Below are 23896 nucleotides of genomic sequence, written 5' to 3' on the forward strand. Positions count from 1 at the left end.
GTCAGGCGGTCGTCGCGTGGGCGGCGTGCACGTCGTCGGCCGGACGCGCCTCCGTCTGTTCCTTGGCCCAGCGGTAATCCGGCTTGCCGGCCGGTGAACGCTTCACCTCGTCGACGAGCCAAAGACTGCGTGGCACTTTGTATCCCGCGATCTCGGAACGCACGAAGCTATCCAGTTCGGACAGCGCCGGACGGGTCCCGGGCCGCGCCTGCACGACGGCGGCGACGTGCTGACCGTAGCGGGGGTCGGGCACGCCGACCACCAGCGCGTCGAAGACGTCGGGATGTCCCTTCAGCGCGGCTTCGACCTCTTCGGGGTAGATCTTCTCGCCACCGCTGTTGATCGACACCGAGCCGCGGCCCAGCATCGTGACCGTGCCGTCCTCCTCGACGGTCGCGTAGTCACCGGGGATGGCGTAACGGACACCGTTGATCGTCTTGAACGTCTCGGCGGTCTTCTTCTCGTCCTTGTAATAGCCGACGGGAATGTTGCCCTTCTTGGCGATGAATCCACGGACTCCGGAACCCGGCTGGACCTCGTTGCCGTCGTCGTCGAGCACGACGGTGCGGTGGTCGATCGTGACGCGCGGGCCGCCGCTGTGCGGGGCGTCCTTGGCGACCACGCTGGTGCCGCCGAAGCCGGTCTCCGAGGAGCCGATCGAGTCGGTGATGACCCGGTTGGGCAGCAGCTCGAGGAACTTCTCCTTGATGCTCGGCGAGAACAGCGCGGCGGTGGAGGCGAGCAGGAACAGCGAGGACAGGTCGTACTCGTTGCCCTTGTCCTGGTGTGCCAGCAACGCGTCCAGCAGCGGCCGCGCCATCGCGTCGCCGGTGAAGAACAGCAGGTTGACCTTGTGGTCGTGAATCGTGCGCCAAACTTCGTCGGCATTGAATTCCGGTGCCAGCACGGTGGTTTGACCCGAGAAGATCGACATCCAGGTCGCCGACTGGGTGGCGCCGTGGATCATCGGCGGAATCGGGTGGCGGACCATCGGCGGGTTGGCCGCGGCGGCCTTGGCCAGGTCGTACTCGTCGGAGATGAATTCGCCTGTGGCGAAGTCGGTTCCACCGAACAGCACGCGGTAGATGTCCTCATGGCGCCACATCACACCCTTCGGGAATCCGGTGGTGCCGCCGGTGTAGAGCAGGTAGATGTCGTCGGCGCTGCGTTCGCCGAAGTCGCGCTCGGGTGAGCTGTTGGCGATCGCGGAGTAGAACTCGACGCCGCCGTAGCGGGTGAAAGCGTTGTCTGGAAGGTCCGAGCCGTCCTCGACGACCAGGATCGTCTTGACGTTCGGGGTCTCGGGCAGCACGTTGGCCACCCGGTCGGAGTACTGGCGCTCGTGAACCAGCGCGACCATGTCGGAGTTGTCGAACAGGTAGCGAAGCTCGCCCTCGACGTAGCGGTAGTTGACGTTCACCAGGATGGCGCCGGCCTTGATGATGCCGAGCATCGCGATGACGATCTCGATGCGGTTGCGGCAGTACAACCCGACCTTGTCGTCCTTCTTCACACCCTGCTCGATCAGGTAGTGCGCCAGGCGGTTGGCCTTCTCCTCCAGCTCGGCGTAGGTTAGCTGCTCATCGCCGCAGATGAGGGCTACACGGTCAGGCACGGCGTCGATGGCGTGCTCGGCAAGATCGGCAATATTCAGGGCCACGGCCACCAAATTAGAACGTGTTACATTTCTTGACAAGTTCGTACTCGATGTGGAGGGAAAGGCGGTAGCCGTGGCCCCGGATACAGGTCAAGCGCCAGCAAACGAACCAACGGGACCCGATGCGATCGTTGAGCAGCGCGGTCACACACTCATCGTCACCCTGAACCGACCGCACGCCCGCAACGCGCTGAGCACCGAAATGATGGAAATCATGGTGCAGGCCTGGGACCGCGTCGACAACGACGACGACATCCGGTGCTGCATCCTGACCGGGGCCGGTGGCTACTTCTGCGCTGGCATGGATCTCAAAGCAGCAACCAAAAAGCCGCCGGGCGAGTCTTTCAAAGACGGCAGCTACGACCCGTCACGCATCGACGCCCTCCTCAAGGGTCGTCGGCTGACCAAACCGCTGATCGCGGCCGTCGAAGGTCCCGCGATCGCCGGTGGCACCGAGATCCTGCAGGGCACCGACATCCGCATCGCCGGTGAGAGCGCCAAGTTCGGCATCTCCGAGGCCAAGTGGAGCCTGTACCCGATGGGCGGCTCGGCCGTCCGGTTGGTGCGCCAGATCCCGTACACCGTGGCCTGTGACCTACTGCTGACCGGTCGGCACATCACCGCCGCCGAAGCCAAGGAGATCGGCTTGATCGGGCACCTGGTGCCGGACGGCCAGGCGCTGACCAAGGCGCTCGAGATCGCCGAGCTGATCGAGAACAACGGCCCGCTGGCCGTGCAGGCGATCCTGCGGGCCATCCGCGAGACCGAGGGCATGCACGAGAACGACGCGTTCAAGATCGACACCCAGATCGGTATCAAGGTGTTCTTGTCCGACGACGCAAAGGAAGGCCCGCGGGCGTTCGCCGAAAAGCGCAAGCCCAACTTCCAGAACCGCTGACGATCGGCGCCCACAATTTCGCGAGCGTAAGCGCACCGCGAAATCTGGTGTGATTTTTCGCAGTGCGCTTACGCTCGGAGCTAACGGGCTACGAAAGCGGCGCGCTAGGGGTGAAGGTGACCGGCATCTGCTCCAGGCCGGACACGAAGTTCGCCGGACGCAACGGCAGCTGCGCGTCGGGAGATGCCAGCCGCATGTCGGGCAGGCGCTGCAGCAGCCGGGTCTGCATGATCGACAGCTCGAGCCGGGCGAGCTGGTTGCCGAGACAGAAGTGCGTGCCGAAGCCGAACGCGAGGTGGTTGTTCGGGTAGCGCTCGATGTTGAAGCTCTCCGGAGAATCGAAGACCTTCTCGTCGAAGTTCGCCGACTCGAACAGCAGGATCATCTTTTCGCCCTTGCGCAGGGCAGTCCCGTGGAACTCGGTGTCAGCGGTGATCGTGCGGGCCATGTTCTTCACCGGCGCGGTCCAGCGCAGCATCTCTTCAATCGCGTTGGGCAACAAGCTCAAATCCCCCGCCAGGCGCTTGTGCTGATCGGGGTGCAACAGCAGTTGACGGGTGCCGCCGGACAGCGTGTGCCGGGTGGTCTCGTCGCCGCCGATCAGCAGCAGCAGCACCTCGGTGACGATCTGGTGGTCTTCGAGCCGCGCACCCTCGACCTCCGCGTGCACGAGCACGCTGACCAGGTCGTCGGTCGCTTCCTTCTTGCGCTCCTCGATCATGCCCATCATGTACTGGCTGTAGGTGGCGAAGGCCTCCATCGTGACCTGGACGTCGGCCTCGGCCGCGGTGCTGCTCAAGGAACTGACCAGATCGTCGGACCACTTGAGGAACATCGCGCGTTCCTCGGGACGCACCCCGAGCATGTCGCCGATGACCGCCATCGGCAGCGGCGCGGCCAGGTCCCAGACGAAGTCACATTCGCCGCGTTCGCATACCGCGTCGATCAGCGTGTCACACAACGAGGTGATCGAGGCCTCCAGGTTCTTGACCCGCTTGCGGGTGAACCCGTAGTTGACGAGCTTGCGGCGCAACAGATGTTGCGGGTCGTCCATCTCGATCATCATCTCGACGCCCGGCTGGTCGGGTCGGATGCCACCGGCATTCGAGAACAGCTCGGGGTTGCGCTCGGCCTCGATGACGGACTGATACGTCGAGGCGGCGGCCAGCCCGTTGCGGTCCCGGAAGACGGGCTCGTTCTCGCGCATCCACTGGTAAATGGGCCGGGAATCGCCGGCGTAGAAAGCGCCGTCGGTCAAGTCGACGTCGGGTTTGGTCGGTAGTCCAACAACGGTCATGAGATCTCCTGGGCATCGCCGAATGTCATTTGAACCTGGTCAGCAGAGCTGGACAACATCGCGCGCTTCGGAAGACCAAGCGACGCAAGCTCCTTCGCGTACGGGTGATCGCCCAGCCGGACGCTCACGCCCCCGAGCCGCGTCCGAACCCCGTCCAGGGTGTGCTCGAAGGCGGTCTCGCGGGTGATTCCGTCGCGGTGGGAGTAGCTGCGCTGTGCCTGCTGACGCGGGGTCAACCGGATCGGCAGGCCCGGACGGAAGTCCATGCCGATCACCAGTTGCCCATCGACCGTGCAGTCGAACCCGAACTTACGACCCTCGCGAATCGTGAAGTCCGCCATGACTTTCGGGTAACCCCAGATTTTCGTCCCCGCCTCCAGGGTGAACGCCTGGTCGACGGGCAGGTGATGGATGAACGCGCCGGCCGAACCCAACGCGGCCGGCCCGCTCGCGTGCGACCCCGGCGGGTTGACCATGACGCTGGTGCCGAACTCGTAGTACTGGCCCAGGTCACCGTCGATGTAGTGCATCAGCATCAGCACCACGACCGCACGCCCGGGCAGATAGCGGCAGACCCGCAGGCCGCTGTAGTCGATCAGGTGCTGGGCGGCGTCGGCGTCCACCGAGAACATCGCCATGTGCTGATTTGCCTTGCGGATCCTCACCGGCATGGTGAGGACGGTGCCCGCGATGGTGTGCTGCGACACAGTCATCCGGTCAATCTAGAACGTGTTCTTGACATGTAGCAAGAACTGTCTAGACGAGCGTGGCGAGCTCCCGGACCTGCTCCGCACTGCGCCCGGAGACGACCATCATCGTGACGCCCGCCGCCTCCCAGGCCTTGATCTGCTTACGGACGTAGTCGACGTCGCCCACGATCGCGGCATCATCGATGACCTCGTCGGGGATGATCTCGGCGGCCTTGTCCTTCTGGTTGCTGCGGAACAGCTTGGTGACGTCGTCGACCACTTCGGCGTAGCCCATCCGGCGATACACGTCGGCGTGGAAGTTGGTGTCCTCCGCGCCCATTCCACCCATGTAGAGCGCGATGTAGGGCTTCATGGCCGCGAACGCGGCGCTGCGGTCCTCGGTGATCACGATGTTGGCCGTCGCGCAGATCTCGAAGTCCGCGCGACTGCGGCGGGCACCCGGCCGGGCAAAGCCCTCGTCCAGCCACTCGTTGTAGGTGTCGGCCATCCGCGGCGTGTAGAAGATCGGCAGCCAGCCGTCGCAGATCTCGGCGGCCAGCGCGACGTTCTTCGGTCCCTCGGCGCCCAGCATGATCGGGATGTCGCTGCGCAGCGGGTGGGTGATCGGCTTGAGCGGCTTGCCCAGGCCGCTGGTGCCCTCGCCGGTCCGCGGCAGCGGGTAGTGGGGACCGCCGCTGGTCACCGGCGCCTTGCGGTCCCACACCTGGCGGATGATGTCGACGTACTCACGAGTGCGGGCCAGCGGCTTGGGGAACCACTGGCCGTACCAGCCCTCCACAACCTGCGGCCCGGACACCCCGAGCCCGAGGATGTGCCGGCCACCGGAAAGGTGATCGAGAGTGAGTGCGGCCATCGCGCATGCCGTCGGGGTGCGCGCGGACAACTGGACGACCGACGTGCCAAGCCGCACCCGTTGCGTCGACGAACCCCACCAGGCCAGTGGCGTGTAGGCGTCCGAACCCCATGCCTCGGCGGTGAACACGGCGTCGAATCCGGCGGCCTCCGCTTCGGCCACAAGCTCGCCGTGGTTCTCCGGCGGGTGAGCGCCCCAATATCCAAGCTGCAAACCCAGCTTCATGTCTCCGCCTTTCCTGGCCGAACCAGACCCGACCACAACCCGGTGTTGAAACGGTTCTTAGAACCTGTTCTACTCGATGGCGTGACAGCCACTTCGAGCGGCCCGACCACGATCGATCACTCCGAGCCGCCCCTCTCAGCGCCGTTAACGCTGGCCTTCGACTACACCCGTTCAGTCGGCACCACGCTAGGCAGTTTCTTCACCGCACTGCGTGAGCGCCGCGTCCTCGGGGTGCGCGGATCGGATGGCCGGGTGCATGTGCCACCGCCGGAATACGACCCGGTCACCTACGAACCACTGGGCGAGATGGTACCGGTCTCACCCGTCGGCACCGTGGTCTCCTGGACCTGGCAGGCCGAGCCGCTGGGGGGCGAACCGCTGGACCGGCCGTTCGCCTGGGCCCTGATCAAGCTGGACGGCGCCGACACCGCGATGATCCACGCCGTCGACGCCGGCGCTCCGGACAAGATCAAGCCCGGTGCGCGGGTGCACGTGCACTGGGCCGATGAGACCGTGGGCGCCATCACCGACATCGCCTACTTCGCGCTGGGCGAAGACGCCGAACCCGAGGGACCCCCCAGCGACCAGGACCCGGTCACGATGATCGTCACACCGGTCTCGCTGACCATTCAGCACAGCGCCTCGCACGAGGAAAGCGCTTACCTGCGCGCCATCGCGGAAGGCAAGCTGTTGGGCGCCAAGACGGGGAAGAACGGCAAGGTCTACTTCCCGCCGCACGGTGCGGACCCGGCCACCGGCCAGCCCACCACCGAGTTCGTCGAGCTGCCGGATAAGGGCACCGTGACAACGTTCGCGATCATCAACATCCCGTTCCAGGGACAGCGCATCAAGCCGCCCTATGTGGCCGCTTACGTGTTGTTGGACGGCGCCGACATCCCGTTCCTGCATCTGGTCGCAGACATCGACGCACATGAGGTCCGGATGGGCATGCGCGTGGAAGCGGTGTGGAAGCCCCAGGAGGAATGGGGATTTGGCATCGACAACATCGAGTACTTCCGGCCCACCGGTGAACCGGACGCCGAGTACGACACCTACAAGCACCACCTGTAAAGGGCTTACCTACACATGAGCGAACGCAATGTTGCGGTCGTCGGCTTTGCCCACGCCCCGCATGTCCGCCGCACTGACGGCACCACCAACGGCGTCGAGATGTTGATTCCGTGTTTCGCCCAGCTCTACGAAGAGCTCGGCATCGCCCGCACCGACATCGGTTTCTGGTGCTCCGGATCGTCCGATTACCTTGCCGGAAGGGCCTTTTCGTTCATCTCAGCGATCGACTCGATCGGTGCCGTACCGCCGATCAACGAGTCGCACGTCGAGATGGATGCGGCGTGGGCCCTCTACGAGGCCTACATCAAGATCCTGACCGGCGAGGTGGACACCGCGCTGGTGTACGGCTTCGGCAAGTCCTCGGCGGGCATCCTGCGCCAGATCTTGTCGCGGCAGACCGACCCCTACACCGTCGCACCGCTGTGGCCTGACTCGGTGTCGATGGCCGGACTGCAGGCCCGTCTGGGACTCGACTCCGGCAAGTGGACCGAAATGCAGATGGCCCGAGTCGCATTCGATTCATTCGCCAACGCCCGCCGGGTCGACAAGGTGGAATCGGCGGTCAACGTCGAGGGCCTGCTGGACCGGCCCTTCTTCGCCGACCCGCTGCGCCGGCACGACATCGCACCGATCACCGACGGCGCCGCCGCGATCGTGCTGGCCGCCGACGACCGCGCGCGCGAGTTGCGCGAAAACCCGGCCTGGATAACCGGAATCGAGCATCGCATCGAAACCCCGGTGCTGGGCGCGCGCGACCTCACCGACTCTCCGTCGACGCGGGCCGCGACCAAGGCGGCCACCGGCGGCACCACGGCCAACCTCGACGTCGCCGAGATCCATGCGCCGTTTACCCACCAGCACCTGATCCTGACGGATGCCATTCGGATCCCGGGTAAGACGAAAGTCAATCCGTCCGGCGGTGCGCTGTCGGCCAACCCCATGTTCGTTGCCGGTCTCGAGCGCATCGGATTTGCCGCACAACACATCTGGGACGGTTCTGCGAATCGGGTGCTGGCGCACGCCACCAGCGGGCCTGCGCTGCAACAGAACCTGGTCGCGGTCATGGAAGGAAAGAACTGATGGCCGGTGCAGGAGCGCACCTCGCCGCGGTACTGGGTACCGGGCAAACGAAGTACGTAGCCAAGCGCAAAGACGTCTCGATGAACGGCATGGTGCGCGAGGCCATCGACCGGGCGCTGGCCGACTCCGGTTCCACGTTCGACGACATCGACGCGGTAGTGGTCGGCAAGGCGCCCGACTTCTTCGAAGGCGTCATGATGCCCGAGCTGTTCATGGCCGACGCCATGGGCGCCACCGGCAAGCCACTCATCCGGGTGCACACCGCGGGATCGGTCGGCGGATCCACCGCGGTGGTGGCGGCCAGCCTGGTGCAGTCGGGCAAGTACAAGCGCGTGCTGGCCATGGCCTGGGAGAAGCAGTCGGAATCAAATGCCATGTGGGCGTTGTCGATTCCGATCCCATTCATCAAGCCGGTCGGCGCCGGCGCGGGTGGATACTTCGCCCCGCACGTGCGCTCGTACATCCGCCGCTCGGGCGCACCGTTGAACATCGGTGCCATCGTCGCGGTCAAAGACCGGCTCAACGGGGCCCGCAACCCGCTGGCGCACTTGCATCAGCCCGACATCACCGTGGAAAAAGTGATGGAGTCCCCCATGCTGTGGGACCCGATCCGCTACGACGAAACCTGCCCGTCGTCCGACGGTGCAGCCGCGGTCGTGATCGGTAACGAGGAGATCGCCGAAGCCCGTCTGGCGCAAGGAGAGCCGGTGGCCTGGATCCATGCGACCGCGCTGCGCACCGAGCCGCTGCAGTTCTCGGGCCGCGACCAGGTCAGCCCGCAGGCCAGCCGTGACGCGGCCGCCGCACTGTGGGAGGCGGCCGGCATCAAGAGTCCGATCGACGAGATCGACGCTGCTGAGATCTACGTGCCGTTTTCCTGGTTCGAGCCAATGTGGTTGGAAAGCCTCGGATTTGCTCCCGAGGGTGAGGGTTGGAAGCTCACCGAGGCCGGCGAGACCAAGATCGGCGGAAAGCTGCCGGTGAACCCGTCCGGCGGGGTGCTGTCGTCGAACCCGATCGGCGCGTCGGGCCTGATTCGCTTCGCCGAGGCGGCCATCCAGGTGATGGGCAAGGGCGGCGAACACCAGGTTCCGAACGCCCGAAAAGCGTTGGGACACGCCTACGGCGGTGGCTCGCAGTACTACTCCATGTGGGTGGTTGGTGCCGACAAGCCCGAGAAAGTCAGCGCGTGAGCGGAACTCCCGCCCACGAGGCGGGCCGTCGCTCGCGCGAGGCGGTCGGCGCCAGGGACAAACAAGCCTGGCTCGAGGTCTTCACCGACGACGCCATCGTCGAGGATCCGATCGGGCCGTCGGTTTTCGACCCCGAAGGTAAGGGACACCGCGGCCGCGACGCGATCTCGGCGTTCTGGGACAAGGCCATCGCCCCCACCACCAAGATCGAGTTCTTCTTCCGTGATACCTACCAGTGCGGCAACGAGGAAGCCAACGTCGGCCACATCCTGATCACCACGGGCGACTACCAGACGACGGCCGAAGGCGTGTTCACCTACAAGGCCAACGACGAAGGCAAACTGGTTGCCCTGCGGGCCTATTGGGAGATGGACCGCGCCGCGGCCAATACCCGCAAAATCTAGGTCGTCCGCACACCCGTTCCGGGAATTCACCTGAATCTTCCTGTGCGCGTGCAACGTCGCGCGGTACTCTCCTGGTTCTCATGGACGAAATCAGGTCGAAGACCCCCCCAACGAGTCGGTCGCACCTGCGGCTGCGGATCCTGTCCCTTGCCGGCGCGGCAACCCTGGTGGTCCTCGCGGTCGTCGCCGTCTACCTACTGTTCGGCCGGACATCGGCAACCCAGGCGTCCGTCAAACCCCGTCCGACGCCTGCGGCGAAATCCGCCGCGACCGCCCTGCCGTTCGAGCTCGTGGATACCGACGGGCTGGAGGTGGATGGTGCGGGCAACGTGTACGTCTCCGACTCGGGCACCGACCGGGTGTGGGAGCTGAAAGCCGGCTCTGATACGCCGATCGTGCTCCCCTTCACCGGACTCAAAGAGCCGGGCGGTCTAGCGGTGGACGGCCACAATGCCCTCTATGTGGTCGACCAGAAAAACAAGCGGGTGCTGAAATTGCCGGCCGGCTCGAGCGCACAGGTCGAATTACCAATGACCGGGCTCGAAGAGCCTCATGGAATCGGCGTGAATAGCCGCGGCAACGTCTTCGTCGTCGACTTCAAGGGCAATCGGGTGCTGGAATTGCCGTCAGACTCGAATACGCAGGTCGAGTTGCCATTCGCCGGTCTCAACCAGCCTTACGACCTTGCGGTGGACGAGGCCGACACCGTGTATGCCGCCGACGCCGGAAACAACCGGGTGGTGAAACTGGCGGCGGGAACCAACACCCCGGTCGACCTCCCGTTCACTGGTCTGAATTTCCCGAACAGTCTGGCGATCGACCACAGCGGCAACCTGTACGTGACGGACCTGAACAACAATCGGGTCCTCAAGCTCACGGCCGGTTCGAATACCGTGTCGACACTGCCGTTCAGCAATTTGGTCGCCCCATTTGAGGTGGCGGTGAGCCCGCAGGGCGATATCTACGTCGCCGATTTCCACAACAGAGTGCTCAAATTGCCCGCGGGATACGAGACGGTACCACTGGGAAGCTGAACGGACATTTCTGGTCAGCGCTTTCTTCTGAAGTTGCTATGCGTCCGGGAAAGCCGCGCGGTAGTGTCTTGGTGTCGCGAACACCGTGGTGGTTGAGGAGCCGGCGCATGGACGACGATTGGGAGTTCGAGACACCCGCAAAGGTCAAGCCGCAACGGCGGTCACGACCCTCTCTGACGATCATGGGCGCCGCGGCCGTCGTCATCGTCGCGGTCGTCGCCGTGGCCGCATACCTCGCCTTGGCGCGAACGTCGTCGGGCAGCGCGTCGTCCACTCAGACCACGACACCGAGCGCTGCGCCGCCCACGTCTGGCGCGGTCGTGCTGCCGTTCACCCTCGCGGATCCCGAAGGGGTGGAAGTAGATAACGCCGGCAACGTGTATGTCGCCGACTCCGGCGGCAACCGGGTGCTCGAGTTGCGGGCCGGCACGAACACGCCAATCGAGTTGCCGTTCACCGGCCTGGACCGTCCGGCCGGCCTGGCCACGAACCACAACGGTGATCTTTATGTCGTCGACGAATACCACAAGCGGGTGCTGGAACTTCCCGCCGGCTCCAAGACCCAGATCGAACTTCCGTTCACCGGCCTGACCGAGCCCCACGGTGTGACGGCGGACAGCGTCGGCAATGTCTACGTCGCCGACTTCAAGAACAACCAGGTACTCGAAATGCCGGTCGGCTCAACGGTTCAGGTTCCGGTTCCGTTCACCGGACTCAACCAGCCGTACGATCTCGCAGTGGACAGCAGCGACGGCATCTACGTCGCCGACGCCGGCAACAACCGGGTGCAGAAGCTGCCCGCGGGCTCGACCACCCCGGAGATTCTCCCATTCACCGGCCTGAACTTCCCGAACAGCGTGGCGATCGACCGCAGCAACAGCGTCTACGTCACCGACTTGAACAACAATCGGGTGCTGCGATTGACGGCGGGCTCGAACACGGTGGCGGTGTTGCCTTTCGGCGATCTCTTCGCGCCCTATGGGATCGCGGTCGGGCCGCAGGATGACGTGTATGTGGTTGACTTCCGCAACCGGGTGCTGAAGTTGCCGGCCGGATATCAGCCGACGGAACTTTCGCATTGATCCCGACGGTCTAGATCGGCTCCAGCCCGGTGAGATGCCGCTGCGCGAGGTCGCGGTAGGCCTGCGGGTTCAGGTTGATCCACATCTCGGCACCCGTCCCGGCGATCGGGCCCTTGATTTGAGCCGGCGCTCCGACCACCAGCACGCCGGCCGGAATCTGCGTGCCGGCGGTCACCAGAGAATGCGCTGCGACCAAGCTGCGCGCACCGATCACCGCCCCGTCCAGAACGGTGGCGTGGTTGGCGATCATTGCCTCAGAACCCACGTGAACGCCGTGAATGACACACATATGGGCCACCGTCGCGCCCGGTCCGATGTCGACGGGGATGCCAGGCGGCGCGTGCAACACCGATCCGTCCTGCACATTGGCGCCTTCTCGCACGACGATCGGCCCATAGTCGCCGCGCAGTACGGCGTTGAACCAGACCGACGCCCCGGCCTCGACCGTGACGTCGCCGATCAGGGTCGCGGTCGGCGCCACGAAAGCTGTCGGATCGATCCGGGGCGCCCGACCCTCGAAAGCAAACAGTGGCATCGTCTAGATATACCCCAAGCGTGAAACGCCCCCGGGACAACGCAGCTAGGCCCGCTGTCGTTGCGCGTCCGTGGCAGAAAACTGTAACGTGTTCTAGTTAGAGGGCAACATAGCTGGAGGTGACAGGTGAGTACCGACACTAAAGCGGTCGGCATCCGGGAAATCGATCCCGGCGCGTTGCCGACCCGGTACGCCCGAGGCTGGCACTGCCTGGGCGTCGCAAAGGACTTCCAGGACGGCAAGCCGCACTCGATTGAGGCCTTCGGCACCAAGCTGGTGGCCTTCGCGGACTCGCAGGGCGACATCAAGGTGCTCGACGGCTACTGCCGCCACATGGGCGGAGACCTGTCCGAGGGCACCATCAAGGGTGACGAGGTCGCGTGCCCGTTCCACGACTGGCGATGGGGCGGCGATGGCCGCTGCAAGCTGGTGCCGTACGCCAAGCGCACGCCCAAGACCGCACGCACCCGTTCCTGGACGACCGACGTGCGCGGCGGCCTGCTGTTCGTGTGGCACGACCACGAGAACAACCCGCCCGACCCCGCTGTGCGCATTCCGGATATCCCGGAGTCCCACAGTGACGAGTGGACCGAGTGGCGCTGGAACAGCATCCTCATCGAGGGGTCCAACTGCCGCGACATCATCGACAACGTCACCGATATGGCGCACTTCTTCTACATCCACTTCGGGTTGCCGACGTACTTCAAGAACGTCTTCGAGGGCCACATCGCCTCGCAGTACCTGCACAACGTGGGCCGCCCGGACGTCAGCGATCTGGGCACCTCCTACGGCGAGGCACACCTGGACTCCGAGGCTTCCTACTTCGGCCCTTCGTTCATGATCAACTGGCTGCACAACAGCTATGGCGGTTACAAGGCCGAATCGATCCTGATCAACTGCCACTACCCGGTGACCCAGAACTCGTTCGTGCTGCAGTGGGGCGTCATCGTCGAAAAGCCCAAGGGCATGGACGAAAAGATGACCGAGAAGCTGTCCAGGGTCTTCACCGAAGGTGTCAGCAAGGGCTTTTTGCAGGACGTCGAGATCTGGAAGCACAAGACGAGGATCGACAACCCGCTGCTGGTTGAGGAAGACGGCGCCGTGTACCAGCTGCGTCGCTGGTATCAGCAGTTCTATGTCGATGCCGCCGACGTCGAACCGGAAATGGTGGAGCGCTTCGAGATCGAGGTCGACACCACCCGCGCCATCGAACACTGGAACGTCGAGGTTGCCGAGAACCTCAAGGCACAGGATGCCGAAGCCGCTGCGGCCGAAGAAGTTCCAGCCGAACAGCACTGACGACATGGGTGACGATCAGCCGGCGGTTCCCGACGTCGATCGGCTCGCCCGGTCAATGCTGTTGCTGCATGGCGACGGCCATGACCACGAGGACAAACCCGGGCACAACGGTGGGTCTGGATCATGGTCGAAGTCAAGGGATTTCGCCAACGACCCGAAGCGAGCGGCTGCGGTCCGCGAGGCCAGCCTGGCCGACCGGCAGCGCTACCTGACGTCAGGTCTGCAGCCGGTCGATTGCCGCTTCTGCCATGTCACGGTGACTGTGCGCAGGATGGGGCCGGGACATACCGCGGTGCAATGGAATACCGATGCGTCTCAGCGCTGCGCCTATTTCACCGAGGTGCGGGAATCCGGCGGTGATCCGGCACGAACCAGGTCCTGCCCTCGCCTGTCCGACAGCATCGAACACGCGGTGGCCGAGGGCTATCTGGAGCGTCCAGAAGAAGACTGATTCGAGGGTTGACGGCCGCGCGGCCGTCTGGCCACGCCGACCGCTCCGGGGAGCAATTGGCGTTGTGCCCGCCTACGAGCGACAAATCGCCGAGGCCGTCGGCACTGTCGCTCAGAGGCGGGCAAATCGTGTACCGCCCGGGCTCTGCCGATCACAGCCCGGCGAAGCGCTCCTTGACTTCGTCGGCAGTGAGCCCGTAGTCGGCCAGCGAGTACTTGTGCTTCGGGGCCCGCGCACCGGTCTGACTCTCGGCGTGGCTGTCCTCCATTGCCTTTCGCGCCTCGTCGGTCAGGTTCAGGCCGAAGTGGCGGTACACCGTGGCGACCGTCCCGAGCGGGTCTGCGATCAAGTCGCGGTAGTCGACGTCGCAGAATTGGGCGGGATCGTACTTGGCGCGTGCGGTGTTGAACAACTGCAGACCGCGCGACCAGGTTTCCATTGCGTCAGCACCGATCTGGGCGCCCGAGAAGGTCGTCGACCATCCCTCGGCGGTGTGCTGTGCTAACGAGCACATCGACCCCATGATCGTCTCGACCGGCCGGTGCGTCTGGATCACCAAGGCGTCTGGATAGGTCGTCATCAACGCGTCCAGCGCAAACAGATGACTGGGATTCTTGAGCACCCAACGCTTTTCGATGTCATTCAGCCCGATCAGCTGAAGGTTGCGGCGGTGCCGCTGGTATGACGGCGTCCAGTCCTGTTGTGACAGCCACTGCGAGTAGGTGGGTAGGTGCGACAGCGTCTCGTAGGACACCGAATGCAGCGACTGCCGCAGCAGCTGCCAGCACTCCTCGAGCTCATAGGCGGCCATGAAATGCAGACCGGTGTATTCCGGATTCTCCGCGTGAGCCTTCTCGAACTGCGCGTTCAGCGAGCTGTACCACGGGTTGGCATCCCACTCGTCGCGCGGCGGACGCGGTTGCGGGAACTCGGCCAGCCACAGGTGCAGTCCCTGATGCACGGGATCGGCTCCGAGCAGGCGGTGCAAGATCGTGGTGCCGGTGCGCGGCAGGCCGGTGACGAAGATCGGCCGCTCGATGGTGACGTCTGCGTGCTGCGGATACTGCTTCCAGGCCGATTCGGAGAACAGCCTGGACACCAACGCACCGCGCAAGAAGAATCGGTTCATCTTGCTGCCCAACGGGGTTAGGCCGGCATCACGTCGATATGACTCCAGCAGCACCTCGAGGGCTTCGCGGTAGTTGTCGTCGTCAACGCCGAAGTCGTCAAGCCCGACCAGCTTGGTTGCCGACGCGTGCATGTCCTCGACGGTGCCGACGTCGGTACGCTCTGCCATTAGGTGTGGTACTCCCCGCAGTTGACATCCAATGTCTGCCCGGTGATGCCGCTGGACAGATCGCTGGCCATGAACAGAATTGCCGAGGCGACCTCGTCCTCGGTAGGCAGTCGCTTCAAGTCGGAGTTCGCCGCAGTGGCCTGGTAGATCTCCTCGGCCGTGGTGCCATATTTGCCGGCCTGGTGGTTGAAGTAGGCCTGCAACGTGTCGCCCCAGATATAACCGGGCGCAACGGAATTGACGCGGATTCCCTTGTCGCCGAGCTCGGTGGCCAGCGACTGCGACATGGACAGCAGCGCAGACTTGGCCATCTTGTACGCGCCGTACTTGGCCTGCGAGTGCCGCAGCACCATCGAGTTGACGTTGACGATCGAGCCCTTGGAGGCTTCCAGCGCCGGAGTATAAGCCTGGATCAGCCGCAACGCCCCGAGCGCGCTGAGTTCGATCGCGTCACGGATATGCTGAAATGTGGTGCCCGCCAACGGCTTCATCGAAGGTACCCGGAACGCGTTGTTGATCAGCACGTCGACCTTGCCGTAGGTCGCCATCGTCTGTTCGACCAGGTTGTTCACCTGATCGTCGTCGGTGATGTCCGTCGACACCGCCAGCGCCTGGTGACCGGCGTCCTTGAGTTGCTGGGCGACCTCTTCGAGCCGCTCGGCGGTGCGTGCCGCCAGCACCAGATCGGCCCCGTCGCGCGCACATCGATGCGCCAGCGTGGTACCGAGGCCCGGTCCGACGCCGCTGATGACGACTACTTTCTTCTTGAGCATCCCGGACATCGTCACCCCAGCATTCTTGCTTGAATTTGTTGCTGGCGCAGCGCAATTCGTGCACGCCAGTCATCCTCGGAAATCTTGTTGTGGTCGAAATACGGCAGCTTGCTCGCCACCGCGTCCAGGCCGACCAGCTCCACGGTCGGCCCGTCGGCATCAGTCAGCTCCCGTGACACTCGCTGCCAACGGAATTGCAGGTACCCGCGCCGGTGCCCCAGAGTCTCGACCCAGTTGGTCACACCCGGGTTGCCGTCGGCGACGACAATGCGGACCTTGCCATCCGGATCTGCCTGTGCCTGAGTGTTGTTCAGCGAGGTCTGGTGGTTGATGTAGTCCAGCGAGATGTACCACAGGCTGCCGAGCTGGAAGCCGAGGTAGGGCGCATCGCTCACCGGAATGGTGATGATCAGCGCCTGGTCGGGCCGCAGATCCCAGTGCCCGACCGACGAATACTGGGTGGCCAGTCCGCCCGGGGTCAGCCGCGGCGCCACCATGGTGTTGACCGGGAGATTGTCATAGAACCACTGCGGAAATTGCAGCCAGGTCTTCACCCGCTGCACCAGCTGCTTTCCGGCTGTGGCGTAACGCTTTTCGATCAGCTCGCGGGTCAGCGGCGGCGGGGCGGTACCGGCGGTGTCCAGCCGGGCCATGGCCAAGGTGCCGCGCTGAGCTGACCAGTCGCCGTAGACCTCACGCATCACCAACTGCCCATTGCTGGTGGGTCGCACCCGCCACTCGAAGGTGCCGTCGGCGGCGATCTCCAGTTCGCGGTCATCGAACGCGGCCTGGCTGGCGGGCACGTTGTCGTCGGTGTACTCACCGCCGAGCAGCTGGAAGCTCAAGTCGGTGGTGGTACCGCGGACACCGGTGACGACGTAGTCGTGGTTGGCGTGCACGCGGGTGCCGAAATACAGAGTGTCGGGATTGTCCAGACCCATCTTGGTGAATGGCCCGGTGCCCGATTGCAGGAAGGGATGGTCGCGATCGTAGTCGACGGCCATATGGATGCACGCCGAGATACCGCCGGCCAGGTACTGCATCCCTTCGAGCAGGTCGGCTTCGGTCTCGATGAAGGGCGCGGCGGCTACCAGCTTCTCGGCTTCGGCGATCGCGTCAGTAAGGGGATTAGAGAACACGCCTAGACGCTAGAACGTGTTCTACTTTTTCGTCAATGGCGAACATTCCCGCGTGTCGTCGCCGGGGTTTGCCGACTTGACAGACTAAGCCGATCCGCGCGCTACGAGGTGCACTGCTGGGACAGGTTGATCAGCCGCTGGCGGACATCCGGATGCCGATTCAGGTAGTCGATCACGTTGGGGCCGCCGCCCTCAGCCTGAGACTTGGCGGACAGCGTCGCCTTCACGTCGGGATGCCGCGACAGGTACGCATCGATGGATTGGCCCACGGTCTGGTTGCAGGGATCCGCGCTTGCGACCGGCAGTGCGATCACGGTGGCAGCGGTTGCGGTGAGTAGCCCCCCGGCGATCAGGCCGTACAGTCCGCGGCGACCCATGCCGCTTGTGGTGAATGTCGTCCTCATGCGCGTCACGCTACGCGCGACAACTGTGCCCGGGCTGTGCCCCGACTGTGTTTGAGAGCAACGTGTGCCCTGCTCGAATGCAGTGTTGTTAGTGCGTGACCGCGGTGCCGTTTTCTTGCTCGCGTTTGATTTCTAGGGCGATGTCGATGAGTTGGTCTTCTTGGCCGCCGATGAGTTTGCGTTGGCCGGCGCGGTGCAGGAGTTCGTGGGCGGGGACGCCGTAGCGTTCGCCTTGGCGGACGGCGTGTTTGAGGAAGCTGGAGTAGACCCCGGAGTAGCCCATGATCAGTGCGTTGCGGTCGAGCAGGCATTCGGCGGGCATGGCCGGGCGTACCACGTCTTCGGCGGCGTCGGCGATGTCGAAGAAGTCGATGCCGGTCTTGATGCCGATTTTGTCGAACACCCCGATCAGGGCCTCCACGGGCGCGTTGCCCGCGCCGGCGCCGAAGCGGCGCACGCTGCCGTCGATCTGCTTGGCTCCCGCGCGCACGGCTTCCACCGAGTTGGCCACGCCGAGCCCGAGGTTCTCGTGCCCGTGGAAGCCGACCTGGGCGTCGTCGCCGAGTTCGGCGACCAGCGCTGACACCCGCTCGGCGACACCGTCGAGCACCAGGGCGCCGGCGGAGTCGACGACGTAGACGCATTGGCAGCCGGCGTCGGCCATGATGCGGGCTTGGGCGGCCAGTTTCTCCGGGGTGATGGTGTGGGCCATCATCAGAAACCCGACGGTTTCCAGGCCGAGTTCGCGGGCCAGCCCGAAGTGCTGGATCGACACGTCGGCCTCGGTGCAGTGGGTGGCGATGCGGCAGATCGACCCGCCGTTGTTCTGCGCCTCCTTGATGTCCTCTTTGGTGCCCACCCCCGGCAGCATCAAGAACGCGATCTTGGCGTCGGTGGCCGTTTCGGCGGCCAGTTTGATCAGTTCTTGTTCGGGGGTTTTGGAGAAGCCGTAGTTGAACGACGAGCCGCCCAGCCCGTCGCCGTGGGTCACCTCGATCACCGGCACCCCGGCCGCGTCCAGGGCCGCCACGATCGCCTGGACTTCATCGGTGCTGAACTGGTGGCGTTTGTGGTGGGAGCCGTCGCGCAGCGAGGTGTCGGTCATCCGCACGTCCCACACCGGGTTGAAGAAGACTTCACTCATGGCGCCACTCCTTCGCATCGCTGCGCTCTGCATCGTCGACGGCGCGGGTACTCATGCCTGCGCTCCTGTGACCGCCAGCGTTTCCTTGGCGATCTCTTCGCCGACCTTGGTGGCCGCCGCGGTCATGATGTCGAGATTGCCGGCATACGGCGGCAGATAATCACCGGCACCCTCGACCTCGACGAACGTCGTGACCACGTGGTGGCCACCGTTGACCACCGACGGCTCGTCGAACTGCGGCTCGTTGAGCAACCGGTATCCGGGCACGTAGGTTTGCACCTCGGCGACCACGTCCTTGATGGACTGGGCGATCGCGTCGCGGTCGGCGTCGGCGGGGATCGCGCAGAAGATGGTGTCGCGCATGATCATCGGCGGATCGGCCGGGTTCAAGATGATGATCGCCTTGCCCCGCGCGGCTCCACCGATGGTCTGCACGCCCTTGCTGGTGGTCTTGGTGAACTCGTCGATGTTGGCCCTGGTGCCCGGCCCGGCGGACACCGACGACACCGACGCGACGATCTCGGCGTAGGGCACCGCCACCACGCGGCTGACCGCGTACACGATCGGGATGGTGGCCTGCCCGCCACAGGTGATCATGTTGACATTCGGGGCGTCCAGGTGCTGGCGCAGGTTCGCCGGCGGAATCACCGCCGGACCCACCGCGGCCGGCGTCAAATCAATGGCCCGGATCCCGGCGGCCTCGTATTTGGGCGCCGCGTCGCGGTGCACGTAGGCGCTGGTGGCCTCGAACACCAGGTCGGGTTTCTCCGACTGCGCCAGCAGCCAGTCCACCCCCTCATGGGTGGTCTCCAAACCCAGCGTGCGGGCCCGCGCCAGGCCCTCGCTGTGCGGGTCGATGCCCACCATCCAGCGCGGTTCGAGCCAGTCGGACCGCAGGAGCTTATAAAGCAGATCGGTGCTGATATTTCCCGACCCGACAATCGCCACACTCGCCTTTGACGGCATGATGCTGCCTTTCGCTGCTCTTTCAGGCGTTAAATCAACTGATTCAAAACTAATCCGAGCCTATTCGAACGACAATCGGACCGAGCCGAGACCGGTGAATTCGGCGACGAAGTCGTCGCCGGGGCGGGCATCGATCGCCTTGGTGCAAGAACCCGGAAGCACGACGTCACCTTGACGCAGCCGTACCCCAAAGCTTTCCACCTTGCGGGCCAGCCATGCCACCGCCGTCACCGGATTGCCCAGCACGGCATCGCTGCGGCCCTCGGCGATCACCTCACCATTGCGGGTCAGCACCGCATCGATCGCCGTGACGTCGATGTCCGCGGGTGACACCCGGGCCTTGCCCAGCACGTAACCGGCCGAGGAGGCGTTGTCGGCGATGGTGTCACACAACGCGATCTTCCAGTCGGTGATCCGGGTATCGATCAACTCGATCGAGGGCACCAGGGCTTCGGTGGCCGCCAGCACATCCTCCTCAGTGCACCCGGCGCCCGGCAGGTCGGCAGCCAGGATGAAACCGACTTCCACCTCGACTCGCGGGTAGAGGAAGCGGTCCGCCTTGACCGGGACGTCCTCAAACACCTGCATCTCGTCGAGCAGGTGACCGTAGTCCGGCTCGTCGACGCCCATCATCTGCTGCATCGCCTTGCTGGACAGGCCGACTTTGTGGCCCAGCACCCGCGCACCCTCAGCAACCCGCTGGCGGATATTGATCAGCTGGATCTCGTAGGCGTCGACAACGTCGATATCCGGGTGCGCGGACGTTAACGGAGCGATCGGTTCACGGCTGCGCTCGGCCTGCGCCAGGTCGGCCGCCAGCTCGTCGCGGGTCGCAACACTGAGCATTTACCGAAGTCCCCTCGTCCGTTTGACCGGGCCGGTAGCGGCCAGCCCGGGCAATTCTATAACGTGTTCTACATGACAGCGCAGGAGTACGACGTCGTCGTGGTCGGAAGCGGCGGAGCCGGCATGGTGGCTGCCCTCGCCGCCGCGCACCGAGGCCTTTCGACATTAGTCATCGAGAAGGCCCCGCATTTCGGCGGCTCCACCGCACGCTCAGGGGGCGGCGTCTGGATCCCGAACAACGAGGTCCTCAAGCGCGACGGCGTCCGTGACACGCCCGAGGCCGCCCGCACCTACCTACACGGAATCGTCGGCAAAGTGGTCGAGCCGGAGCGGATCGACACCTACCTGCAGCGCGGTCCCGAGATGCTGTCGTTCGTGCTCAAGAACACGCCGCTGAAGATGTGTTGGGTGCCGAAGTACTCGGACTACTACCCCGAGGCGCCCGGCGGCCGGGCGGAGGGGCGCTCGATCGAGCCCAAGCCGTTCGACGCGCGCAAGCTCGGTGAAGACGAAGCCGGGCTCGAGCCTGCTTATGGCAAGGTGCCCCTCAATGTGGTTGTGATGCAGCAGGATTACGTGCGGCTGAACATGCTGAAGCGACACCCGCGGGGGGTGCTGCGTAGCTTGAAGGTCGGGGCGCGCACCATGTGGGCGAAGTCGACCGGTAAGAACCTGGTCGGTATGGGCCGTGCCCTGATCGCCCCGTTGCGGATCGGGTTGCAGCGCGCCGGGGTTCCGGTGCAGCTGAATACCGCTTTGACCGATCTGTACGTCGAGGACGGCGTGGTGCGCGGAGTGTATGTACGCGCCACCGGTTCGGCGGAATCCGCTGATCCGCAGCTGATCCGGGCCCGGCGCGGCGTGATCCTGGCCAGCGGCGGCTTCGAGCACAACGAGCAGATGCGGGTGAAGTACCAGCGCGCGCCGATCACTACCGAGTGGACGGTCGGGGCCAAGGCCAACACCGGTGACGGCATCATCGCGGGCGAAAAGCTCGGCGCCGCACTGGATATCATGGAAGACGCCTGGTGGGGGCCCACGGTTCCGCTGGTGGGCGCGCCGTGGTTCGCGTTGTCGGAGCGCAACTCGCCGGGGTCGATCATCGTCAACATGTCCGGCAAGCGGTTCATGAACGAGTCGATGCCCTACGTCGAGGCCTGCCACCACATGTACGGCGGCGAATTCGGCCAGGGCCCCGGGCCGGGCGAGAACATTCCCGCGTGGCTGGTGTTCGACCAGCAGTACCGGGACCGCTACATCTTCGCGGGACTGCAGCCCGGACAGCGCATTCCGACTAAGTGGATGGAATCCGGCGTCATCATCAAGGCCGACACACTCGAAGAGCTGGCCGAGAAGGCGGGCTTACCCGTCGCCGCGTTCACCGCGACCGTGGCGCGGTTCAACGGCTTTGCCCGCTCCGGAGTCGACGAGGACTTCCACCGTGGTGAGAGCGCCTATGACAAGTACTACGGCGACCCCACCAACAAGCCCAACCCCAACCTCGGCGAGCTGACCCACGCGCCGTATTACGCCGCCAAGATGGTGCCCGGCGATCTGGGCACCAAGGGCGGCATCCGCACCGATGTTCACGGCCGCGCGCTGCGCGACGACGGCAGCATCATCGATGGCCTCTACGCCGCGGGCAACGTCAGCGCACCGGTCATGGGGCACACCTATCCGGGTCCGGGCGGCACCATCGGGCCGGCGATGACCTTCGGGTACCTCGCCGCGCTGCACATCGCAGGAGAGAACTGACATGCCGATCGACGTGGACGTCGCGCTGGCCGCCGAGCTGGAGCCGCTCGAATTCTCTTGGTCCAGTAGCGATATTCAGCTGTATCACCTGGGGCTGGGCGCGGGCGCCGATCCGATGGATCCACGCGAGCTGCGCTACCTGGTCGACGACACCCCGCAGGTCCTGCCGACGTTCGGCAATGTCGCGGCGTCGTTCCACATGACCAAGCCGCCGACGGTGCAGTTCCCCGGCATCGACATAGAGCTGAGCAAGGTGCTGCACGCCAGCGAGCGCATCGAGGTGCCCGGGCCGCTGCCGCCGTCGGGTTCGGCCACGGCCGTCACCCGGTTCACCGATATCTGGGACAAGGGCAAGGCCGCGGTGATCTGGAGCGAGACGACGGCGACCGCGCCCGACGGCACCGTGCTGTGGACGCAGCGGCGGTCGATCTTCGCCCGCGGTGAAGGTGGATTCGGTGGCGAGCGCGGGCCGTCGTCGTCGGACGGCGCGCCCGATCGGGCTCCGGACCTCGAGGTGGACTTGGCGATCCTGCCGCAGCAGGCGCTGCTGTACCGGCTGTGCGGCGACCGTAATCCGCTGCATTCTGACCCCGAATTCGCTGCTGCCGCAGGCTTTCCCCAGCCGATCCTGCATGGCCTGTGCACCTACGGCATGACCTGCAAGGCCATCACCGACGCATTGCTGGACGGCGACGCTGGTGCAGTGGCCGCGTACGGTGCGCGCTTTGCCGGTGTCGCGTTCCCGGGCGAGACGCTCAAGGTCGGCATCTGGAAAGACGACGGCCGTTTCGTGGCCAGCGTGGTCGCGCCGGCCCGCGAGAACGCCGTGGTGCTGTCCGGCGTCGAGCTCCTCCCGGCGTAATTGCGTTTGCTGCCTTTCGGCCGAGCGCCCCGCTAGCCGGGCCTGAGAGTTCGTGCTCCCGGCTAGCGGGGGACTCGGTCGGCACGCGCGGCACGAACCCTGCGAACGATGTCGCCAGGCCGGTCCCCCGCGACTATTCGGACGACAATCCAGCCGAGCCGCTCGAGCGTTTCCAGTCGCCGGATGTCCCAGCTGTATTGCCTTCGATCGCTGCGGTGCTGATCGCCGTCGTACTCCACGGCGACTTTCAACTCTTCCCACCCCATGTCCAAATACGCGAAGGCACTGCCACATTCGTCTAACACCGGAATCTGCGTTTGCGGCCGCGGCAAGCCGGCCTCGATCAGCACGATGCGAAGCCACGACTCCTTCGGGGACTGTGCCCCGCCATCGAAGAGATCCGCCGCCCGTCGTGCTCGCGCGATGCCCCGGCGTCCCCCGTACCTGCGGGCCAGCAGCTCTACGTCAGCCGCCTTGATTTCCGTCGCTCCAGCCAACGCGTCTATACCCGCCACGGCGGTCGTGGTTGGATGCCAGCAACCGAGGTCCAGCGCTGTTCTCGTCGGGGATGTCACCGCGAGGCCGTCGATCATTTCGATTTCGTCCGCCTCGACAACGTCTCTGTGCAGCTGTATCCCCGCCGGGCAATGGTGGTTGTCATGGATCAGCTCCACGGCTCGTCTGTCGTCGACCCACTTGCTCCCGTGCAACGCGGCCGCCGAGAACCCCGCTACAACTCCCCGACGTCCGGTCCACAACCACCCGGCCTCGGCGCGCACCGCTACGGTGATGTCGGCGTCGCGATCGATGTAGACGCCTCGAAAGAGCCGTAAGTAGCGCGTCTCCAACTGGCTCTTGCTCAGCAATCCAGCCGCAACGGCTTCGCTCCCGATAAACGGCCCACCCACAAGCGCAGAGTCG

The 23896-nt window shown here is 64.9% G+C and carries 24 protein-coding genes; 11 read left to right on the top strand and 13 right to left on the bottom strand.

Features of this window, described 5'->3' with window-relative positions; all coding sequences use genetic code 11:
• Nucleotide 1: 1 nt before the first annotated feature.
• Nucleotides 2-1666 (bottom strand): acyl-CoA synthetase, encoded by a 1665-nt coding sequence (locus MAAFP003_RS24660; protein WP_096291389.1) that lies wholly within the window; start codon nt 1664-1666, stop codon nt 2-4.
• A gap of 64 nt (nt 1667-1730) precedes the next feature.
• Between MAAFP003_RS24660 and MAAFP003_RS24665 the strand changes: the two genes are divergently transcribed.
• The gene (locus tag MAAFP003_RS24665) at nt 1731-2555 is read left to right on the top strand and encodes a crotonase/enoyl-CoA hydratase family protein (RefSeq protein WP_096291390.1); all 825 of its coding nucleotides are present in this window, start codon (nt 1731-1733) and stop codon (nt 2553-2555) included.
• Nucleotides 2556-2643: 88 nt separating this feature from the next.
• Here MAAFP003_RS24665 and MAAFP003_RS24670 read toward each other — a convergent pair whose 3' ends face one another.
• From MAAFP003_RS24670 to MAAFP003_RS24680, 3 genes are read right to left on the bottom strand one after another with little or no spacing between them, the layout of a single operon-like run.
• A complete protein-coding gene (locus MAAFP003_RS24670; protein ID WP_096290266.1) occupies nt 2644-3852 on the bottom strand; it encodes a cytochrome P450 in 1209 nt (402 codons plus the stop codon).
• Nucleotides 3849-4565: an acetoacetate decarboxylase family protein gene (locus MAAFP003_RS24675; protein ID WP_096290267.1), complete on the bottom strand. Its 717-nt coding sequence runs from the start codon at nt 4563-4565 to the stop codon at nt 3849-3851. The genes MAAFP003_RS24670 and MAAFP003_RS24675 overlap by 4 nt, the downstream gene beginning before the upstream one ends.
• 43 nt (nt 4566-4608) lie before the next feature.
• A complete protein-coding gene (locus tag MAAFP003_RS24680) occupies nt 4609-5640 on the bottom strand; it encodes an LLM class F420-dependent oxidoreductase (protein WP_096290268.1) in 1032 nt (343 codons plus the stop codon).
• An 81-nt stretch (nt 5641-5721) separates the two neighbouring features.
• Between MAAFP003_RS24680 and MAAFP003_RS24685 the strand changes: the two genes are divergently transcribed.
• The 6 genes from MAAFP003_RS24685 to MAAFP003_RS24710 all read left to right on the top strand — a co-directional run bounded on the left by MAAFP003_RS24685 (nt 5722) and on the right by MAAFP003_RS24710 (nt 11504).
• Entirely contained in the window at nt 5722-6711 is a 990-nt protein-coding gene (locus MAAFP003_RS24685) for a Zn-ribbon domain-containing OB-fold protein (RefSeq protein ID WP_096290269.1), read from the top strand.
• A 15-nt stretch (nt 6712-6726) separates the two neighbouring features.
• On the top strand, nt 6727-7791 hold the full coding sequence (locus MAAFP003_RS24690) for a thiolase domain-containing protein (RefSeq protein WP_096290270.1): 1065 nt from the start codon (nt 6727-6729) through the stop codon (nt 7789-7791).
• Nucleotides 7791-8984 carry a thiolase domain-containing protein gene (locus MAAFP003_RS24695; RefSeq protein ID WP_096290271.1) on the top strand — a complete coding sequence of 398 codons (1194 nt, stop codon included), beginning with the start codon at nt 7791-7793 and terminating at the stop codon, nt 8982-8984. The genes MAAFP003_RS24690 and MAAFP003_RS24695 overlap by 1 nt, the downstream gene beginning before the upstream one ends.
• Complete coding sequence (locus tag MAAFP003_RS24700; protein ID WP_096290272.1) at nt 8981-9388, top strand: nuclear transport factor 2 family protein; 408 nt, start codon at nt 8981-8983, stop codon at nt 9386-9388. The genes MAAFP003_RS24695 and MAAFP003_RS24700 overlap by 4 nt, the downstream gene beginning before the upstream one ends.
• The gene (locus tag MAAFP003_RS24705) at nt 9346-10422 is read left to right on the top strand and encodes an NHL repeat-containing protein (RefSeq protein WP_243394190.1); all 1077 of its coding nucleotides are present in this window, start codon (nt 9346-9348) and stop codon (nt 10420-10422) included. Before MAAFP003_RS24700 ends, MAAFP003_RS24705 begins: the two co-directional genes overlap by 43 nt.
• Nucleotides 10423-10529: 107 nt before the next feature.
• Nucleotides 10530-11504, top strand: coding sequence for an NHL repeat-containing protein (locus MAAFP003_RS24710; protein WP_207768608.1), 975 nt, complete (start codon nt 10530-10532; stop codon nt 11502-11504).
• Nucleotides 11505-11514: 10 nt separating this feature from the next.
• On the opposite strand, the gene MAAFP003_RS24715 is transcribed toward MAAFP003_RS24710, so the two are convergent.
• Entirely contained in the window at nt 11515-12039 is a 525-nt protein-coding gene (locus MAAFP003_RS24715; RefSeq protein ID WP_096290274.1) for a gamma carbonic anhydrase family protein, read from the bottom strand.
• A gap of 126 nt (nt 12040-12165) precedes the next feature.
• Between MAAFP003_RS24715 and MAAFP003_RS24720 the strand changes: the two genes are divergently transcribed.
• Both MAAFP003_RS24720 and MAAFP003_RS24725 read left to right on the top strand, forming a co-directional pair.
• Nucleotides 12166-13338 (top strand): 3-ketosteroid-9-alpha-monooxygenase, oxygenase component, encoded by a 1173-nt coding sequence (locus tag MAAFP003_RS24720; RefSeq protein ID WP_096290275.1) that lies wholly within the window; start codon nt 12166-12168, stop codon nt 13336-13338.
• Nucleotides 13339-13342: 4 nt separating this feature from the next.
• Nucleotides 13343-13789, top strand: a complete 447-nt coding sequence (locus MAAFP003_RS24725; RefSeq protein ID WP_096291392.1) for a hypothetical protein — start codon at nt 13343-13345, stop codon at nt 13787-13789.
• A gap of 151 nt (nt 13790-13940) precedes the next feature.
• On the opposite strand, the gene MAAFP003_RS24730 is transcribed toward MAAFP003_RS24725, so the two are convergent.
• The 7 genes from MAAFP003_RS24730 to MAAFP003_RS24760 all read right to left on the bottom strand — a co-directional run bounded on the left by MAAFP003_RS24730 (nt 13941) and on the right by MAAFP003_RS24760 (nt 20358).
• Entirely contained in the window at nt 13941-15086 is a 1146-nt protein-coding gene (locus MAAFP003_RS24730) for a sulfotransferase family protein (protein ID WP_096290276.1), read from the bottom strand.
• On the bottom strand, nt 15086-15868 hold the full coding sequence (locus tag MAAFP003_RS24735) for an SDR family oxidoreductase (protein ID WP_096290277.1): 783 nt from the start codon (nt 15866-15868) through the stop codon (nt 15086-15088). The genes MAAFP003_RS24730 and MAAFP003_RS24735 overlap by 1 nt, the downstream gene beginning before the upstream one ends.
• 2 nt (nt 15869-15870) lie before the next feature.
• Nucleotides 15871-16998, bottom strand: coding sequence for a hypothetical protein (locus MAAFP003_RS24740; RefSeq protein WP_096290278.1), 1128 nt, complete (start codon nt 16996-16998; stop codon nt 15871-15873).
• Nucleotides 16999-17099: 101 nt separating this feature from the next.
• Complete coding sequence (locus tag MAAFP003_RS24745) at nt 17100-17402, bottom strand: hypothetical protein (RefSeq protein ID WP_096290279.1); 303 nt, start codon at nt 17400-17402, stop codon at nt 17100-17102.
• An 88-nt stretch (nt 17403-17490) separates the two neighbouring features.
• Nucleotides 17491-18546, bottom strand: a complete 1056-nt coding sequence (dmpG, locus tag MAAFP003_RS24750; protein WP_096290280.1) for a 4-hydroxy-2-oxovalerate aldolase — start codon at nt 18544-18546, stop codon at nt 17491-17493.
• A gap of 51 nt (nt 18547-18597) precedes the next feature.
• On the bottom strand, nt 18598-19512 hold the full coding sequence (locus MAAFP003_RS24755; protein ID WP_096290281.1) for an acetaldehyde dehydrogenase (acetylating): 915 nt from the start codon (nt 19510-19512) through the stop codon (nt 18598-18600).
• A 60-nt stretch (nt 19513-19572) separates the two neighbouring features.
• The gene (locus MAAFP003_RS24760) at nt 19573-20358 is read right to left on the bottom strand and encodes a 2-keto-4-pentenoate hydratase (protein WP_096290282.1); all 786 of its coding nucleotides are present in this window, start codon (nt 20356-20358) and stop codon (nt 19573-19575) included.
• 72 nt (nt 20359-20430) lie between these two features.
• On the opposite strand from MAAFP003_RS24760, the gene kstD reads away from it, so the two are divergent.
• Nucleotides 20431-22113, top strand: a complete 1683-nt coding sequence (kstD, locus tag MAAFP003_RS24765; protein WP_096291393.1) for a 3-oxosteroid 1-dehydrogenase — start codon at nt 20431-20433, stop codon at nt 22111-22113.
• 1 nt (nt 22114) lies between these two features.
• On the top strand, nt 22115-22975 hold the full coding sequence (locus tag MAAFP003_RS24770) for a MaoC family dehydratase (protein WP_096290283.1): 861 nt from the start codon (nt 22115-22117) through the stop codon (nt 22973-22975).
• 62 nt (nt 22976-23037) lie between these two features.
• Here the strand turns inward: MAAFP003_RS24770 and MAAFP003_RS24775 are convergent, their stop codons facing one another.
• Nucleotides 23038-23883 carry a DUF559 domain-containing protein gene (locus MAAFP003_RS24775; RefSeq protein WP_096290284.1) on the bottom strand — a complete coding sequence of 282 codons (846 nt, stop codon included), beginning with the start codon at nt 23881-23883 and terminating at the stop codon, nt 23038-23040.
• Nucleotides 23884-23896: the final 13 nt, after the last annotated feature.

The sequence above is a fragment of the Mycobacterium ahvazicum genome (assembly GCF_900176255.2).
Classification (GTDB): Bacteria; Actinomycetota; Actinomycetes; order Mycobacteriales; family Mycobacteriaceae; genus Mycobacterium; species Mycobacterium ahvazicum.

Bases quoted from the DNA above. Each gene is read 5' to 3' on its own strand.
- MAAFP003_RS24690 (WP_096290270.1), top strand. From the start codon at position 6,727: ATGAGCGAACGCAATGTTGCGGTCGTCGGCTTTGCCCACGCCCCGCAT.
- MAAFP003_RS24745 (WP_096290279.1), bottom strand. From the start codon at position 17,402: ATGAGGACGACATTCACCACAAGCGGCATGGGTCGCCGCGGACTGTAC.
- MAAFP003_RS24680 (WP_096290268.1), bottom strand. From the start codon at position 5,640: ATGAAGCTGGGTTTGCAGCTTGGATATTGGGGCGCTCACCCGCCGGAG.
- MAAFP003_RS24695 (WP_096290271.1), top strand. From the start codon at position 7,791: ATGGCCGGTGCAGGAGCGCACCTCGCCGCGGTACTGGGTACCGGGCAA.
- MAAFP003_RS24675 (WP_096290267.1), bottom strand. From the start codon at position 4,565: ATGACTGTGTCGCAGCACACCATCGCGGGCACCGTCCTCACCATGCCG.
- MAAFP003_RS24710 (WP_207768608.1), top strand. From the start codon at position 10,530: ATGGACGACGATTGGGAGTTCGAGACACCCGCAAAGGTCAAGCCGCAA.
- MAAFP003_RS24670 (WP_096290266.1), bottom strand. From the start codon at position 3,852: ATGACCGTTGTTGGACTACCGACCAAACCCGACGTCGACTTGACCGAC.
- MAAFP003_RS24770 (WP_096290283.1), top strand. From the start codon at position 22,115: ATGCCGATCGACGTGGACGTCGCGCTGGCCGCCGAGCTGGAGCCGCTC.
- MAAFP003_RS24735 (WP_096290277.1), bottom strand. From the start codon at position 15,868: ATGTCCGGGATGCTCAAGAAGAAAGTAGTCGTCATCAGCGGCGTCGGA.
- MAAFP003_RS24730 (WP_096290276.1), bottom strand. From the start codon at position 15,086: ATGGCAGAGCGTACCGACGTCGGCACCGTCGAGGACATGCACGCGTCG.
- MAAFP003_RS24755 (WP_096290281.1), bottom strand. From the start codon at position 19,512: ATGCCGTCAAAGGCGAGTGTGGCGATTGTCGGGTCGGGAAATATCAGC.
- MAAFP003_RS24760 (WP_096290282.1), bottom strand. From the start codon at position 20,358: ATGCTCAGTGTTGCGACCCGCGACGAGCTGGCGGCCGACCTGGCGCAG.
- MAAFP003_RS24725 (WP_096291392.1), top strand. From the start codon at position 13,343: ATGGGTGACGATCAGCCGGCGGTTCCCGACGTCGATCGGCTCGCCCGG.
- MAAFP003_RS24715 (WP_096290274.1), bottom strand. From the start codon at position 12,039: ATGCCACTGTTTGCTTTCGAGGGTCGGGCGCCCCGGATCGATCCGACA.
- dmpG (WP_096290280.1), bottom strand. From the start codon at position 18,546: ATGAGTGAAGTCTTCTTCAACCCGGTGTGGGACGTGCGGATGACCGAC.
- kstD (WP_096291393.1), top strand. From the start codon at position 20,431: ATGACAGCGCAGGAGTACGACGTCGTCGTGGTCGGAAGCGGCGGAGCC.